Origin of the sequence: Streptomyces sp. NBC_00663, from assembly GCF_036226885.1 — a bacterium.
GTDB lineage: Bacteria > Actinomycetota > Actinomycetes > Streptomycetales > Streptomycetaceae > Streptomyces.
In genome coordinates this window covers 784,249-800,785 of record NZ_CP109027.1, presented here as the reverse complement: position 1 = coordinate 800,785, position 16,537 = coordinate 784,249, and the positions used below count along the sequence as shown (strand labels likewise).

Below are 16,537 nucleotides of genomic sequence, written 5' to 3'. Positions count from 1 at the left end.
CACCTCGCGGCCAAGGGACGCCTGCCATGGCCCCAGCCCCGACAGCGGGAAGCAAGCCGAGGCCCCGGACGACGGTGCACGCGTCCTGTCCGGCTCAACCCTCAGGACGGGGCAGATCACCCGGCGACCTCAACCAGCGGCACCGTCTTGATCAACGTCCCTACCGGGCGCCGCACGGCGCAGCGGCCCCAGATCCCCATACAGGGCGGCATGGAAAGCCGCAGCGAGCTCGCGGGCCCGCCCCTCGCTCGGCACGCCGTGCAGCATGAAGTACACCGGCCCCGCAAAGGCATCCGAGCCGGCCTCCCGCTCGCGGACCAGGCGGACGACGGCGGCCCGCAGGGCGACGTTCACGGAGTCGTCGACGACGTGGCCCGGGCCGGCGGTCAGTGCATCCGCCTTCACCGTCCACCGCTCACCCTCACGTTCAATGCCCACGAACACGACACGCTGCGCCTTGGCCGCCCGATACACAGCATCGAACCGGTCAGTGGCGTCCGGGATCAGAGGGCCAGGGCAGGGCACGGGCAGCTGCATAACGGACATAATGCCAGGAACGTGCCTGATTCATCGCAAGCATCCCGAAGCGCGGACGAGAGGGCCACGCTCAAGACCCCCGGGGCTGCTCGCGGTCCGCCATGAAGGCGGGGAACGTTGTAGATGTTGATCGCGGCCCAGGTGCCGTCGGCGATCTGGGCGTCGATCCGTCCTTCGTTTGCGAACTTCCAGGTGTCAGCGGTCGAGGTGAGCGACGAGCAGGTTGGGGTCCTCGTTCGTTCACGCGCGCCGACGGCCACCGCCTGGCATCACTTCGTGGTCCGCGGCGGACTCATCGTCCGCTTCGAGCGGTTCGTGGACACCGCCCTCGTCCGCGACGCCATGACCCCGTGAGGTACCTCTCATCAATCCCACAGTGGGCAGCGCCGCCGCCCACTCCTACGGCGGTGTCCCCGCCACCTGGGTCGCCGCTGAGGCGGACCAGGTCGTCGAGCTGGTCTACATCGGCGCGTTCGCCCTACAGCAGGGCACCTCGATGATGGAATGGATGGGGGGCGACTTCCCGCCCGCCTGGATCCACTCGCCCGACGGGCTCGCCGTCAAGGCCGGGGACGCCGAGGAGTCCATCTTCAGCGGAGTCGACCCGGACGTCACCGCCGAGGCCGTCAAACGCCTCAACTGGCAGGGACTGCGCGCCTTCACCGAGGATCTGGGCGCCGCACCGGACGGGCTGCCGAAGACGTACATCGTGGCCACTCAGGACCCCTCGCTGCCGCCCGCGGTGCAGGAACAGTGGGCCGCACGCGCCACGCGCACCGTCCGCGTCGCCTCCGGGCACTCAACGCACCTCTCGCACACCGACGAAGTCGCCCCCGTCCTCGCCGAGGCCGCCTCCCGGGCGCGCCACGACAGCTGAGCGCGGCGGGGACGTGAACGGCCGGCTCCGGGTGTCCTGACTCCCCGGAGCCGGCCTCGACCTTGACCACGGAATCACGGTCGGCGGGCAGTGTCCGCAACAGTTCAAGCCCGAACGGCGTCTGGCCCGGGCCCACGAGCAGGTGGGCGACCAGGCGCACTTCACCCGGGTCCACCTCGACCGCTACGGCCGTACGCCCGGTGAAGTGCGCCCGCGCTGATCAGCTCACCGGACCTCCCTCGCGTACGGCGCGACCGTGATCCGGTCGATCAGCGGCGCGTACCGGGAGCGGAGCAGGACGCCGGGGAAGGTGTCCGAGGCGTAGGTGGTGCCGTCGAAGTTCGGCAGCTCCTCGGACCGGAAGGTGACGGTGTTCTCTCCCTTCTTCAGCTGGACCGGCACGGTCAGCTCCCAGAAGTTGTTCTGGTGGAAGCTGTGCGGGAAGCCGACCCGTCGGGTCTCACCGCCGTTGACGGTGATGTCGGCGTGGCGGGCGAGCGGGTCCGGGTTGTAGTGGGTGGCCTCCGACTGCTCGGGGTTGGAGTAGCGGACGCGCAGGGCGTAGAGACCGGCCCGGTCCGCGGTGACAGTGAACTGGGCGGTGTTGGCGTTGCCCGGGGCGCCGCCGATGCCGGTGATCGCCGTTCCGTCGGTCGCCAGGGACAGCGGGGTGAGTGTGGCCGAGCCCGTGAGTACGGCGTCCTGCGCCTCGTACGTCCGCACCGGCAGGGCGCCCTCGGTGGGCGTGACCGAGAGACGGTCGACCAGCACGGGGCTCGAACTCCCGGTCAGGGTCACCTTGTTGAGGCCGCCCGCGAGGGAGACCGCGACGCTGCTCCGGCCCTTGGCCAGGTGCAGGACGTCATGGCCGTTCACGGCGAGCCGGGCGCCGGTGCCGCCAAGGGTGTCGACATCGAGGGTGGCCTCGCGGTCGGCGGGGGAGTAGACCCAGAAGGTGGCCGTCTGGCCCTTCCCGAGCCGGGCCGCGCCCGATCCCGTGGCCGCGCGCTTCGGCAGGTCGTAGACGGGCCGCGCCCCACCGCTCAGCCAGGCCAGCTCACCCTCGTACACCTGGGTGTCCGCCGAGGACTCCGGCAGCGTCAGGGTGAGGCGGTCGACGATGGCGTCGCCCTGAGTGACGCGCTTGCCGTCGAGGCTCTTCGCGGCGAGCGTCAGGGTGTGCTTGCCCTTGGTGAGGTGGACCTGCGTGTCGGTGTGGTCCCAGACCACCCACTTGTAGCCGAGGGGCAGTTGGAGCTCCTGCTCGCCGTCCGCCTTGCCGTCCACGCGCAGGAACACGTTCGTCGGGCCCTGTTCCTTCACCTTGTCGTAGGTGTTCAGGGAGTTGGCGAAGACGCCCAGGTCGTAGGTGCCGTCCTCGGGCACGTCCACGGTGAAGTCGAGCGTGACGTCCGAGCCGGTGCGCAGACCGCCGACGTCGTAGCCGCCGGAGGTGTAGAACTTCGACACGTCACGAGGCGAGCCCTCGGGGCCGTTCTTCGAATAGCCGGACCCGGTGTGGGCGGCGTCCTCCGCCTCGTACGAACCCTGCCAGCGGACAGGTGCGGTCTGCGTGGCCTTCGCCTTCCCGGCCGGGCTGAGGACGATCTCGTACGCCGACGACTCCTTCAGCGTCGGCAGTGTGCCGTCGCCGAAGTCGACGACCACCTTGCCGTCGTCACCGACCTTGAGGTTCGTCTCCGTGAGGAGCTTCGGGCCGGAGTTGTCGCCGACCTGGCCGCTCCACTCGATCTCCCGTACCCAGGCGTGTACTTGAGAGCCGAAGACCTTCTTCGGGACGTCGTCGAAGGTGATGTGGCCCTTGCCGGTGGACCCGCCGAAGATCAGCCTGGCCTGCTTCTTCTTCGAGTCGAGCGTGGCGACGCCCTGCATGGTGTAGTTCTCGCCGGGGAACGGCGGGGTCACCGCCACCGTGTGCCCGGTCATCGAGGCGTACGAATTCAGCAGCCACCACTGGCCGTTGCCACGGTTGGACTGCACCGCGGAGTCGGAGAGGTTGCCGTCGATGTTCCAGTACGCGATGTCGGCGTCCACCTTGGACTCCTCGATCGCGGACACCCACTGGACCATCTGGCCCGGCACCGAGGTGTGGTAATTGAAGGCGTACTCGTTGATGTTGACGGGGAGTTGGGTGCCTTCTCGGGTCGTGCCCTTGAACAGGTCCTTCTCCCAGGACCGGTACTTGGCGACGCTCGCGCGCACCGCCTCCGGGTGGCTCAGCTCGTGCCAGGTGATGACGTCGGGGAGGGTGCCGGCGGCCAGGGTGTGCGTGAGGAAGCCCTTCACCTGGTCGTACAGGACACTGGTGTTGGGGCCGGCTATCCGGGCGCCCGGCGTCCTGTCCTTGATGAGCTTGTACGCCGAGTCCCAGGCGGCGAAGTAGGCGTCAGGGTTGTTGAGCCAGCTGACCTTGTCGTAACTCCACTGCCCGGTACCGAACATGTTGCCCTCGGGCTCGTTGAACGGCACGAAGACGATGTTGTCCTGGTATTCCTTGGGCAGTTGGAGCACCTGGTCGACCTGCTTGGCAAGCTTCTCCTCGTAGAGCTTGAGCTTCTCGGCCGGGGTGTCGCCGGGCCACTCGTACGGGAATCCGCGGTGGATGTCCGTCATGTAGATGTACACGTCGCCGTCGGTGGAGTCGGCCAGCGGCTTCACCACCTCCAGGGCATCGGCGCCGGGGTGCTGCGGGCCGTCCTGTGCCTTGGTGGAGACCGTGCGCAGGCCCATACCCTCCATCAGGTTGTTCGTGGGGACGTCCGGTCCGTACACGCCGTAGAGGGTGCCGGAGGCGCCGCCGTGGAAGGCGCCGGTGTCCGAGCCGAGGTCGACGGTGAGGGCTCCCTCGCGGACCACGGTGACGGTCGCCTCGACGGTCCGTCCGGCCGCCCTGCCCGCCACGGTGAAGGTGCCGGGCCGGGCGTACTTCTCGGCCGGTACGGCGTCCCAGGCGATCGGGGTGTCACGGTCGTAGCCGTCGGAGAAGGCGGAGCGGACGGCGGTGGGCAGGGACGGGGCGGTTCCGGTGGTCGTACGGACGTCGAAGGAGGTCTGCGTGAGCTCGCCGACGGTCGGGACCGCGTCGACCAGGCCGGCCACCTGGTCGGCGTTCAACGCCGAGTGCCACACCGTGAAGTCGTCGATCGCGCCCTTGAGGAGCGGGTCCGGCCAGAAGGACTTGCCGATGTACCCGGCCGCCGTGGCCGAACCGTCCAGCAGCTCCTTGGCCTTGATGCCGGTCGCCGAGGAGGAGACCGCCACACCGTCGAGGTAGGTGGTCAGCCGGCCGGCCGCGGTGTCGAGGGTGACGGTCACCGTGCGCCACGCGTCCGCCGGGAGCATCGCATAGCCGCGGACCTGGGTCTCCGCGCCGCCTCCGCCGGTGGTCACGGAGGTCTGGAACAGCCCATCGCCGTTGTACGGGGTGCTGAACAGGTACTTGGTGGTGTCGGTGCCCAGGTCGAAGATGCGCTGCCAGGACGACTTCTCGCCGCTCCACTTCACGCGGGCGGAGACCGTCAGGTCGCCGGCGTCGCCGACCACGTCGCGGGGGAGACGGACATAGGCGCCGTCGGAGGTGGGTGCCCCGCCGGGCAGGGCGAGGGCCTTGCCGCCGCCCGTGCCGTCGACGGACCGGGCGGTGGAGCCGTTCACCAGCGTCGCGGTGAGGCCGTTGCCGGAGCTGTCGGTGATCCGGCCGGAGGCGAGGTCGTCCTGGTCGAAGGTGTAGCGGGCGGTGGGCTGCGGGGTCCCGGCCGCCTGCGCGGGCACGGCGGGTGCGGCCAGCAGGCCCGCGCCGAGGGTCAGGGCCACGGCGGCGGGGGCGCGGCGCCGGGCGGCTCTGTCAGGGAATGGCATGGATCGCGTCCTCAATCCTTGAGTTCGGCACATCGAACCGGTTCGACTCCGTCGGGGGAGGCGGTCAGCTGCCACTGCGGATCTTCCCGTCGAACCGGTTCGGCAAGCTAGCACCGGGGCATGGGGCGGGCAATCCCCCGGACACAAGGAACTCCTGACGCCGTCGAAGGTGTTGACAGCCGCTCGGACCCTTCCTACCGTCACTTCACGCGAACCGGTTCGACAACGGTTCGCGCCGGCACCGGTTCGATGAAGGAGTCCCGTGAACATCGGTGAGATCGCCCGGCGGGCCGGTGTCTCCCGCAGCACCGTCTCCTATGCCCTGAGCGGCAAGCGCCCGGTCTCGGAGGACACCCGACGCAAGATCCAGCAGGTCGTCGACGAACTGGGCTACCGGCCCAGCGCCAGCGCCCGCGCCCTGGCCAACGGGCGGACCAGCACGATCGGGCTGGTCTTCCCACCGGCCGGGAACCACTACACGGGCATGCAGCTCGACTTCATCGGCAGCGTGGTGGAGGCCGCCGCGGCCTACGACTACGACGTGCTGCTGTCACCCAGCGGCGTCGACAGCGACCGTTCCTTCCAGCGGCTGCTGGCGGAGCGGCGGGTGGACGGCGCGATCCTGATGGAGATCAGGCTGGCGGACGACCGGGTCGATCACCTGGCCGAGCTGGACTTCCCCTTCGTCGCCATCGGCCGCACCGCCCGCCCCGAGGGCGACTGGTGGGTGGCGCTCGACCACACCGCCCTGGCGGCGGCGTGCGTGCACCACCTGGCGGACCTCGGCCACCGCCGGGTCGCCTTCGTCAACCGGCCCGAGCAGCTGCTGCGGGCCGGATACGAGTCCGCCCACCGCGGCCTGGACGGCTTCACCAAGGCCGCCGCCGAGCGTGGGCTGACGGTCCGGACGTACTGCTGCGGGGACGACGCGGCCTCGGGGCAGACCTGCGTGGAACGCATCCTGCACGACGACCCGGACACCACCGCCCTGGTCACCCTGAACGAGGCCGCCCTCGGCGGCATCTACCGGGGGCTCGCCGAGGCGGGCCGCCATGTCCCGCGCGACTTCTCCATCACCGGTGTCGTGGCCGGCCGCTGGGCGGAGACGGTGACCCCGCAGCTCACGGCGGCGGACGTACCGGCGGCCGAGTTGGGCCGTCTCGCCGTCGAGCTGTTGGTGGAGCGGCTCGACGATCCTGACGCGCCGCCCCGGCACCATCTGCTCACGCCGCCGATCTCCTTGCGGGCCAGTACCGGGCCCGCGGGGGTCGCCACCGCCTGACCCCGGCTCCCCGGAACCCCTTCTCAGCGCCATCGCACCACGGCGCCGTTCGCCGTGCCCGTTTCCGCCCGGCACCCCACTGCCTCGGCACCGTCATGTCTCCACGCCACGCACCTCGGCACCTCCCTGCCCGAAAGCCCGTGCCTCGGCACCCGCATGCCCAGAACCGAAGGAATCCGCGATGAACAGCACCTCAAGGCGCCGTCGCCTGACCGCCGCCGCCCTCGCCGCCCTGGCCGTCGCCGGCACCGCCACCGCCTGTGGCTCCGGCTCGGACGATGGATCGAACACGGCGGACAGCGGGACGTACACGATCTGGGACCCGTACCCGCAGTTCGACAAGAGCTCGGCCTGGGCGAAGCTGCTGGACTCCTGTGGCACCGAGGCCGGGGTGAAGGTCAAGCGGACCGCCTTCGACACCAGCGACCTGTCGAACAAGGCGCTGCTCGCGGCCCAGCAGGACAACTCCGCGGACCTCCTCATCGTCGACAACCCGGTCGTCTCGACGCTGGCTGAGGCGGGGGTGCTCACCACGACCGACGACAACAAGCTGGACACCTCCAAGGTCGACCCCAACCTGCTGGCGGCCGGCCAGACCGGCGGCAAGACGTACGGCACCCCGATCGGCGCCAACACCCTCGCCCTCTACTACAACAAGGACGTCCTGAAGAAGGCCGGCGTCGACATCGCCTCGGTCAAGGACTGGGCCTCGCTGACCGCGGCCCTGGCCAAGGTCGACAAGGCCGGCAAGAAGGGCATCACCTTCTCCGCGATCGGCACCGAGGAGGGCAGCTTCCAGTTCCTGCCGTGGTTCTGGGGATCGGGCGCCCAGCTCACCGAACTCGACTCCACCGAGGGCGTCTCCGCCCTGGCCCTGTGGAGCGACTGGATGAAGAAGGGGTACGCGCCCAACTCGGTCATCAACAACACCCAGACCACCAGCTGGCAGGAGTTCGCGAGCGGCGACTACGCCTTCGCCGAGAACGGCACCTGGCAGCTCGCCAACGCCAAGAAGGCCGGCTTCGCGTGACGACCTGGGCACCAAGTACCCGAAGATCTCCGAGCAGTTGTGGAAGGCCGTGCAATTCGCCCTCAGTGGCTCGAAGTCCCCGAAGGACGCGCTGTCCGCCGCCCAGTCCGCCGTCAAGTGACCTCACGTCAGGGCCCTTTGATGAGTGCCACGCTCCAGCAGCCGGACCGCCGGGCCACGCTCGGCGGTCCGGCCCCCACCACCGCACCGCGCCGCCGCCCCACCTCCCAGCAGTGGGCCGCCTGGGCGTTCCTCACCCCGGTGACCCTCTACCTCGTCCTCTTCTACGCCTATCCGCTTTACCGCAACCTCGATCTGAGCCTGCGCGACTACACCGTCCGCTCCTTCGTCCAGGGCGACGCGCCCTTCACCGGTCTCGCCAACTACCGCACGATTCTGGACGATCCGACCTTCGCGCCCGCCCTGCTGCACACCGTGGTGTTCACCGCCGTGTGCCTGGTGTTGCAGTACGCCCTCGGTCTGGCCCTCGCGGTCTTCTTCAACCAGCACTTCCGGCTCTCGGCCACCCTGCGGGCCCTGTTCCTGGTGCCGTGGCTGCTGCCGCTGATCGTGTCGGCCTCGACCTGGTCCTGGATGCTCAGCAGTGAATCGGGGGTGGTGAACGCCCTGTTGAGCGCCGTCGGCATCGACCCGGTCAACTGGCTGACCTCGCCGGACTGGTCACTGACCTCGGTGATCATCGCCAACGTCTGGATCGGCGTCCCCTTCAACCTGGTCGTGCTCTACAGCGGCCTCCAGTCCATCCCGACCTCGCTGTACGAGGCCGCCGCCCTCGACGGCGCGGGCGCCTGGCAGCGGTTCTGGCGCATCACCTTCCCGCTGCTGCGCCCGGTCTCCGCGATCACCCTGCTGCTGGGCCTCGTCTACACGCTCAAGGTCTTCGACATCATCTGGATCATGACCAAGGGCGGTCCCGCGGACTCGTCCACCACCTTCGCCACCTGGTCCTACCAGCTCGGCTTCGGCAACCTGGTGCCCGCCTTCGGCCCGGGCGCGGCCGTCGGCAACCTCCTCGTGGTCGCCGCGCTGGTCTTCGGCCTGGTCTACGTCCGGGTGCAGAGAAAGCAGGCGCTGTCATGAGGACAGGATGGAAGACGGCCCTCGGTGTGCTGCTGACGGGAATCATGCTCTTCCCGGTCTACTGGATGGTCAACGTGTCCTTCACCCGCGACCAGGACATGCGCAAGAGCCCACCCGACCTGTTCCCGGTGCACGGCACCCTGGCCGGCTACCGGGCCGTCCTCGACGACCAGTTGCCCTACCTCGGCACCAGCCTCGTCGTCGGACTCGGCACCGTCGCCCTGACCGTGGCCCTGGCCGCGCCCGCCGGCTACGCGCTGGCCAAGCTGCGCCCCCGCGGGGGCGGCGTCCTCAGCTTCGTCCTGCTGGCCGCCCAGATGATCCCCGGCATCATCATGGCGATGGGCTTCTACGCCATCTACCTCCAGCTCGACCTGCTCCAGTCCGTCCCCGGCCTGATCGTCGCCGACTCCACCCTGGCCGTGCCCTTCGCGGTGCTCATCTTCACCGCGTTCATGTCCGGCATCCCCGGCGAACTCCTCCAGGCCGCCCGGACCGACGGCGCCGGGCCGCTGCGCACCTTCTGGTCCGTCGTGCTGCCGATGAGCCGCAACGCCGTCGTCACGGTGTCGCTGTTCGCGTTCCTGTGGTCCTGGTCCGACTTCGTCCTGGCCAGCACCCTCGTCAACGGCGGCGCCCACGAGCCGATCACGCTCGGCATCTACCACTACATCGGCAACAACAACCAGGAGTGGAACGCCATCATGGCCACCGCCGTCGTGGCCTCCCTGCCCGCCGCGGTCATCCTCGTCCTCGCCCAGCGCTATGTCGCCGCCGGTGTGACCGCCGGTGCCGTCAAGGACTGAGCCACCCTCCGCACGCCCTCGCCGAAGAAACGAGTAGCCCCTTCATGACCGTCGCCCGGACCGGCCCGGCCTTCTCCCTCTCCGACATCCCTTTCAGCACGTACGGATCCTGGTTCGACATCTCTCCCGTCGTGGCCGAGAAGACGTACGCCGACGATCTCCACCTCGTCTCGCACCAGAACGGCATGCACGCCGTCCTGCGCCTGGTCCCACTCACCCGGGGCGAGCGGGCCCGGACCACCTGGCGGGCGACCCCGGGACTGCTCACCTGGGAGGGCGAACAGGGGCGCGTCGAGCTCGCCTACGCATCGCCGGACACCGTACGGCTGCGGGGGAGCGGCCTGGACCTCGGGGTGTTCGCCGCGGCGCGGGCCCTGACCCCGTTCAGCGGCACGTACTTCTTCCACGACCCGGCGGCGGACGCGTATGTGTTCACGTCGTACGAGACCGGACGCCGTTACCGCGTCACCGTGCTGTCCGGCACGATCGCGGAGACGGCCGGGGACCAGGCCCTGGGCAGCGGCGACCGCGGTCTCACCGTGGGCGGCGCGGGGGCGGGCGGCTGGGAGATCGCGGTCGAGGAACTCGACACCGCCCGCCCGCCGTACGCGGCCTCGACGGCCTTCGACGACGTCGTGGAGTCCGCGCGAGGTGCCTTCGCCGACTTCGTCGACGCGGTGGCCCCCTGGCGATCGGCCGACACCCCGGCCGCCGAACTCGCCGCATACGTCATCTGGTCGGCGACCGTCCGCCCGGCCGGTCTGGTCACCCGGCCGGGCGTGCTGATGTCCAAGCACTGGATGGACAAGGTGTGGAGCTGGGACCACTGCTTCAACGCCCTTGCCCTGGCGCCGGGTTGCCCTGAACTCGGCCTCGACCAGTTCCATCTGCCCTTCGACCACCAGGATGCCGGCGGAGCCCTGCCCGACTCGGTCACCCACTCCGAGGTGCTCCACAACTTCGTCAAACCGCCCATCCACGGCTGGGCCTTCGGCCGGCTGCGCCGCCGTTTGCCGACGCCGCCGAGCCGGGCCGAACTCGCCGAGGTGTACGAGCGGTTGGAGCGCTGGACCGACTTCTGGCTGACCGCCCGCCGCGCTCCCGGCGCCGCGTTGCCGTACTACCAGCACGGCAACGACAGCGGCTGGGACAACGCCACCACCTTCGACCCCGAGCGGGTGGTCGTCACCGCCGACCTGGCCGCCTTCCTGATCCTTCAGATGCGGGAACTCGCCGCGCTCGCCGAGGAGTTCGGCCAACAGGAGGACGTACTCCGGTGGACCGGGGCGGCCGAGGAGATGCAGGCCGCGCTCCTGGACCAGCTCTGGACCGGCGACCGGTTCGTCGCCCGGGGCGCCGCCACGGGGGACACGTGGAGCACCGCCAGTCTCCTCGACCTGATGCCCATCGTGCTGGGCGAGCAGCTGCCCGCCGACGTCGGCAGCGCGCTCGCCGACCACATCAAGGCCCACCTCACGCCGTACGGCCTGGCCACCGAACTCACCACCTCCCCGCACTACCTCGCCGACGGCTACTGGCGCGGCCCCATCTGGGCCCCCGCCACCGTCCTCATCGAGGACGGTCTGCGCCGCGCCGGCCATCACCGGCTCGCCGACGACATCAGCGCCCGCTTCCGGACCCTGTGCGAGACGCACGGCTTCGCCGAGAACTTCGACGCCGTCACCGGAACGGGCCTCCGCGACCGCGCCTACACCTGGACCGCCGCCAGTTATCTGCTGCTGGCCGAGGCGCACGCCCACAGAGACGGCCACTGACCGGCCGCCTCCTGCACCACCCCGGGCCTGACCGGGCCCGGGGACCACCCCACCCTTGCAGGAGCCGCACTGTGAAATCGCCCTGGACGCCCGGCAGATCCGGCCGCCGAGTCACTGCCTCCGTCGCCGTCCTCCTGACCGCCCTGGCCACGACCCTGCTGCCCGCAGCCCCCTCACAGGCCGCGGACACCAGCGTCACCGTCGACTTCGCCACCGCCGGAGGCGCCCCCACCTACCACGCCTCCGGAATGATCTACGGCATGACGCCCAACGGCTCACTCCCGCAGGACCACTTCTTCAAGGACATCAAGTGGCACTCCATGCGGGCCGGCGGCGCCCAGCTCAACAGCGGCGGCTACGCCACCAGCCTCGCCGACTACCGGACCCGCTGGAACTCCACACTCGCCCAGTACAAGCGCACCGTCGCCCTCGGCGGCACGTTCGTGCTGCTCCCGCACGACCTGTGGGGCGCCGACGGCACCACCAGCCAGGGCTGGCCCGGTGACAACGGCGACTGGACGCAGTTCGACAATTTCGTCACCCAACTCGTCAACGACGTCCGCGCCAACAACATGACGGTCCAGTGGGACCTGTGGAACGAGCCCGACCTGAACATCTTCTGGGGCGCCTCGCAGAGCCAGTACCTCCAGATGTGGTCGCGTTTCCACGCCCGCGTGCGGGCCGCGTTCCCCGATCAGCTGATCGTCGGGCCGAGTTCGGCGAGCCAGCCCAACGCCTCCAACACCTGGTGGACGACGTATCTGAACTACGTCAAGGCCAACAACGCCGCCCCGGACATTTACAGCTGGCACGACGAACCCGGCGACCCGGCCACCGACGTCGGCCGCGCCAACTCCACGCTCGCCGCAGCCGGGTTGACCCACACCCGTCCGTACCAGATCAACGAGTACGCCACCCTCTCCATGCAGTCCCCGGGCGGCGGCGCCTGGTTCATCGGGCGGCTGGAGCGGGCCGGTGCCGACGGGCTGCGCGGCAACTGGGCCTCCGGCAACGGGCTGCACGACAACGAGGCCAACCTCCTGACCAAGAACAGCGCGGGGCAGTATCTGCCGCTGGGCGAGTGGTTCATGTACCGGTACTACGGCTCCCAGAGCGGCAACATCGTCAACCTCGTCCCGGGCACGGGCACCGACGGCCTCGCCACCAAGGACAACACCGCCAAGAACGCCAAGATCCTGCTCGGCAGCAACGGCAACACCGGCACGGTCATCGTCAACCTCACGGGCCTCAACACCACGTCCGTGGTGGAGAGCGGCAGGGTCCGTGCCGTCGTCCAGCGCGTCCCCCACAACAACGGTGCCGCGGTGGCCGGTCCCGAGACGATCGCCGACACCACCCTCACCGTCAGCGGCAACGCGGCCTCGGTGAGCCTTCCCTGGACCAACGCCAAGGACGGTTACACCGTCACCCTGCTCCCGCCGTCCAACACCACCGTCTCCACCGTAGCGGTCAGCCAGAACAGCGGGCAGTGCCTGGACGACACCGACCTGAGCACCGCCGACGGCACCCAGTACCAGCAGTGGTACTGCGAGGGCGGCTACCAGCAGATGCTCGACCTCAAGCCGGTGGCGGGGAAGACCAACACCTACACCGTGGTGAACGAGCTGAGCGGCAAGTGCCTCGACGTCCGGCAGGCGTCCACCGCGGACGGTGCCGCCGTCACCCAGTACACCTGCAACGGCGGTACCAACCAGCAGTTCACGCTCCACCCCGTCACCGCACTCGGCAACGGCAAGGACTACCAGCTCGTCGCCGTGCACAGCGGCAAGTGCGTGGACGTCAGCAACGTCTCCACCACGGCCGGGGCGCCGGTCCACCAGTGGACGTGCGACGCGGCGAGCGTGCTCAGCACCAAGAGGAACCAGATCTGGCGGCTCCTCGGCAAGAGCTGACGGGAAGCGGTCAGACGAGCTCGACCGGATAGAGATCGGTGCGGGCCACAGCCGCGTCACGCTCGTCCGCAAGCACCGTCCGGCGCGGGTCGTCCAGGAACCCCTCGTACCCGGCCCGCGCCGCGAACTCGATCAGCTGCACCTCGTCCGGCCTGCCCTCGGCCCCGTCCGCCCGCGCCCGCTGCACCAGCCGCCCGCCATGGTCACCGAGCAGCGCCAGCACCTTGTCCTCGTACGCGGTGAGCGCGGCCGAGGCGCCCGGCCGGGCCCAGAGGAGTACGCACAGTTGCACCGTCATGGTGCCCGACCCTAGAGCAACGGCATCGGCTGCGGCGGACGCCGAAAAGGAGATGTCCGCGGCCGGGCCCCCTTGCTAGCCTCGACCCCATGATCACGCCTTCGACTCAGCACCGGATGATGCCCCCGCACTGGGGCTGCTGAGCACGGACGCGTACCGAATCCGAGGCCCCGGGACGGGGCCTCGACGCGTGTGCGGACCAGGTCCCGGTACCGGCGGGAGGACCGATGACCGCATCACGCCACTACATCACCACGACCATTCCGTACGTCAACGCCCGCCCGCACCTGGGCTTCGCCCTGGAGCTGGTGCAGGCCGACACCCTTGCCCGGCACCGCCGCGGGCGGGGCGACGACGTCCGTCTGCTGAGCGGCACCGACGACAACTCGCTCAAGAACGTGCTGGCCGCGGAGGCCGAGGGCGTCCCCGTGTGGGAGTTCGTCGACCGCAACGCCGACGCGTTCGCCGCCCTGCGCGACCCGCTGGCGCTCTCCTTCGACGACTTCATCCGCACCAGCAGCGACCCCCGGCACCGTGCGGGGGTGGAACGGCTGTGGCGCCGCTGCGCGGAGGCCGGCGACCTGTACCGCAAGGAGTACGAGGGGCTGTACTGCGTGGGCTGCGAGCAGTTCTGGACGCCGGACGAACTGGTCGACGGCAGGTGCGTCGAACACGGCACCGAGCCGCAGCCCATCGCCGAGGAGAACTGGTTCTTCAGACTCTCCCGCCACGCCGACCGGCTCCGCGAACTGATCACCAGCGGCGCGCTGCGCATCGAGCCCGCCGCCCGCCGCAACGAGGTCCTCGCGCTCATCGACAGCGGGCTGCACGACTTCTCCGTCTCCCGCTCCCACACCCGCGCCCACGGCTGGGGCATCCCCGTCCCCGACGATCCCCAGCAGGTCGTCTACGTCTGGTGGGACGCCCTCGGCAACTACGTCACCAGCCTCGGCTACGGCACCGACGACCCCGCGTACGAGCGGTGGTGGGCCGCCGGGGACCGCCGCGTCCACCTGGCCGGCAAGGGCGTCGTACGGTTCCACGCCGTGTACTGGCCGGCCATGCTGCTGTCGGCGGGCCTGCCGCTGCCGACCGACATCCTCGTCCACGACTACCTCACCGTCGCCGGGCAAAAGATCAGCAAGTCCGGGAACGGGACCGCCGTCGACCCGGTCGCCCTGACCACCGCGTACGGCACGGACGCCGTGCGGTGGTGGCTGCTGCGCGACGTACCCCGGGTCGGGGACGCCGACTTCACCGTCGAGCGGCTGATCGCCCGTGCCGACGCAGACTTCGCCGGGGGACTGGGCAACCTGGTCCACCGGATCGTGACCATGGTCCACCGTTATCGCGGCGGGGCCGTACCGGAGCTCGGCGCCGACCGGTTCGCGGTGACGCCGCTGCTCGACGTGTGCCGGGCGGCACCCGGGCGGATCGACACCGCGCTGGCCGACTTCGACTTCCGGCGGGCCGTCGACGCCGCCTGGGACATCGTGGAAGAGGCCAACCGCTGCATCGACACCACCCGGCCCTGGGAACTGGCCCGGGCGGAACGGCAGGGCAACACCGACGCGGCCGAACGCCTCGACGCGGTCCTCGCCGCGCTGGTCGGGGCATGCCGGGTCCTGGGCGACGAACTGCGGCCCTTCGTGCCGGGAGCGGCGGCACGGATCGTCCGGCACATCACCCCCGTGGACGGCACGCTCCCGGAGGCGGAACCGCTGTTCGCCCGGCTCCGGGAGTGGCGCTGACCTCTTTTTTCCCGAGTTTTCGCCGTGGTGCCGCCGCGCGGGCTACCTTTTCCGCACCCCTTTACACGGCAGTTCGGACGGTCCCGCAGTGCAGGCAGATCTCTCCCCGGTCATCGCGGCGACCGCTCAGTGGCTGACCCGCGCCTATCCCGCGCCGGGCGGCGCCCTGGCCGCCGCCCTGTGCGAGGCGCAGGCGCGGCAGGCCGTCACGGTCGCGGCATGGCTGTGCTACCCGACGACGATGGACGCCGGGCTGGTCGAGCTGGCGGGACCGGGCGGTTCGGCGCGGCTCGACGGGGTCACGGGCGCGGGCCCGCTCCGGGAGGAGGACGCCTGGCGTACCTGGGTGGACGAGGTCGTCGCGAGCTGGGCCGCCTGTCTGCTCACCGACCCGGAGCTGGCCCGCCTGGCCACGGCCGCGGTGGGGGAGGGCGAGCACCTGTCCGGGACGCCGGTGGAGTTCCGGCGGCTGGTCGCGCCGGACGAGCGCGACCAGGGGGCGGCGGCTCTGCTGCGCCATCCCGACCTGGTCGCGCCCGTGGCGGAGCTGCATCGTGCGCGGCTCCTGGACGTTCTCGAGCCGCGCGAGCCGCTGGAGCGGCTCGTCGCCTGAGACGGTCCCGGTCAGCTCTCCTTGCCTCGGCCCGTCAGCGCGTCGCGCATCCGGTCGACGAGACCCAGGCCCGGCGCGAGCAGCTTGTTCGCCGGGGGCTCGCTCGGGGTGGACGGGTGCGGCCGGGTCGGCGCCACCTTCTTGGCCATGCGGATCTTCTCGCCCAGCTCGTCCAGGCGCTCCGGCGGACACACGGCGCGGAGCTGGGGGAACAGGTTCTCCTCCTCGTCGGCGATGTGCGCGCGCACCTCGGTCATCAGCTCGCCGACGATCCGGTCGAACTCCGGGTCGCCCGCGTCGCAGGACTCCAGGTCCTTCATGAGCTGCTCCGCCTTGGAGTGGTCCTCGATCTCCCGGTCGGCGAGGGTGTTCCCGTTCGCCAGATGCTCCCGCACGGCGGGGTACAGATAGGCCTCCTCGGCGACCGAGTGCCGGACCAGCTCGATGGTGGCCTGGTCGGCATGGACCTTGCGGTCCTTGTCGCCGGAGGGCAGCGCCTCGATGCGACCGAAGAACTCCTCGACCTCGCGGTGATCGGCGACCAGTTCGTCGATGACGTTTCCACCGTGCCCCATGCTCTCCACCTCCGGTTGGACCGGGCGACTCCGGGAGGGAAGCCGCCGCGGCCCCCGAGTGCCCCGGCCGCACGAGGGTTAACGCGGCCGGGGGACCTGG

The 16,537-nt window shown here is 70.3% G+C and carries 12 protein-coding genes and 2 pseudogenes; 10 read left to right on the top strand and 4 right to left on the bottom strand.

What is annotated here, in order from left to right:
* Window positions 1-129: 129 nt before the first annotated feature.
* Window positions 130-537, bottom strand: a complete 408-nt coding sequence (locus tag OG866_RS03735) for a hypothetical protein (RefSeq protein WP_329331922.1) — start codon at window positions 535-537, stop codon at window positions 130-132.
* Between the two features lie 267 nt (window positions 538-804).
* Between OG866_RS03735 and OG866_RS03730 the strand changes: the two are divergent.
* A pseudogene (locus OG866_RS03730) lies at window positions 805-891 on the top strand (nuclear transport factor 2 family protein); the annotation flags it as partial.
* Window positions 892-913: 22 nt separating this feature from the next.
* Window positions 914-1,414 (top strand): alpha/beta fold hydrolase, encoded by a 501-nt coding sequence (locus OG866_RS03725; RefSeq protein WP_329331920.1) that lies wholly within the window; start codon window positions 914-916, stop codon window positions 1,412-1,414.
* Window positions 1,415-1,639: 225 nt separating this feature from the next.
* Here the strand turns inward: OG866_RS03725 and OG866_RS03720 are convergent, their stop codons facing one another.
* On the bottom strand, window positions 1,640-5,293 hold the full coding sequence (locus OG866_RS03720; RefSeq protein WP_329331919.1) for a LamG-like jellyroll fold domain-containing protein: 3,654 nt from the start codon (window positions 5,291-5,293) through the stop codon (window positions 1,640-1,642).
* A gap of 262 nt (window positions 5,294-5,555) precedes the next feature.
* Between OG866_RS03720 and OG866_RS03715 the strand changes: the two genes are divergently transcribed.
* From OG866_RS03715 to OG866_RS03690, 6 genes and pseudogenes are all read left to right on the top strand, one after another.
* Window positions 5,556-6,575 (top strand): LacI family DNA-binding transcriptional regulator, encoded by a 1,020-nt coding sequence (locus OG866_RS03715; RefSeq protein ID WP_329331918.1) that lies wholly within the window; start codon window positions 5,556-5,558, stop codon window positions 6,573-6,575.
* Window positions 6,576-6,756: 181 nt separating this feature from the next.
* Window positions 6,757-7,726, top strand: a pseudogene (locus OG866_RS03710) (sugar ABC transporter substrate-binding protein).
* A 20-nt stretch (window positions 7,727-7,746) separates the two neighbouring features.
* Window positions 7,747-8,706: a carbohydrate ABC transporter permease gene (locus OG866_RS03705; RefSeq protein WP_329331916.1), complete on the top strand. Its 960-nt coding sequence runs from the start codon at window positions 7,747-7,749 to the stop codon at window positions 8,704-8,706.
* Window positions 8,703-9,512 carry a carbohydrate ABC transporter permease gene (locus tag OG866_RS03700; RefSeq protein ID WP_329331915.1) on the top strand — a complete coding sequence of 270 codons (810 nt, stop codon included), beginning with the start codon at window positions 8,703-8,705 and terminating at the stop codon, window positions 9,510-9,512. The genes OG866_RS03705 and OG866_RS03700 overlap by 4 nt, the downstream gene beginning before the upstream one ends.
* Window positions 9,513-9,556: 44 nt before the next feature.
* The gene (locus OG866_RS03695; protein ID WP_329331914.1) at window positions 9,557-11,287 is read left to right on the top strand and encodes an amylo-alpha-1,6-glucosidase; all 1,731 of its coding nucleotides are present in this window, start codon (window positions 9,557-9,559) and stop codon (window positions 11,285-11,287) included.
* Between the two features lie 71 nt (window positions 11,288-11,358).
* The gene (locus OG866_RS03690; RefSeq protein ID WP_329331913.1) at window positions 11,359-13,200 is read left to right on the top strand and encodes an RICIN domain-containing protein; all 1,842 of its coding nucleotides are present in this window, start codon (window positions 11,359-11,361) and stop codon (window positions 13,198-13,200) included.
* A 10-nt stretch (window positions 13,201-13,210) separates the two neighbouring features.
* Here the strand turns inward: OG866_RS03690 and OG866_RS03685 are convergent, their stop codons facing one another.
* Window positions 13,211-13,498 carry a hypothetical protein gene (locus OG866_RS03685; protein ID WP_329331912.1) on the bottom strand — a complete coding sequence of 96 codons (288 nt, stop codon included), beginning with the start codon at window positions 13,496-13,498 and terminating at the stop codon, window positions 13,211-13,213.
* Window positions 13,499-13,725: 227 nt separating this feature from the next.
* On the opposite strand from OG866_RS03685, the gene OG866_RS03680 reads away from it, so the two are divergent.
* Both OG866_RS03680 and OG866_RS03675 read left to right on the top strand, forming a co-directional pair.
* Entirely contained in the window at window positions 13,726-15,249 is a 1,524-nt protein-coding gene (locus tag OG866_RS03680; protein ID WP_329331911.1) for a methionine--tRNA ligase, read from the top strand.
* A gap of 88 nt (window positions 15,250-15,337) precedes the next feature.
* Entirely contained in the window at window positions 15,338-15,862 is a 525-nt protein-coding gene (locus OG866_RS03675) for a hypothetical protein (protein WP_329331910.1), read from the top strand.
* Between the two features lie 11 nt (window positions 15,863-15,873).
* Here OG866_RS03675 and OG866_RS03670 read toward each other — a convergent pair whose 3' ends face one another.
* A complete protein-coding gene (locus OG866_RS03670) occupies window positions 15,874-16,437 on the bottom strand; it encodes a hemerythrin domain-containing protein (protein ID WP_329331909.1) in 564 nt (187 codons plus the stop codon).
* Window positions 16,438-16,537 lie beyond the last annotated feature (100 nt).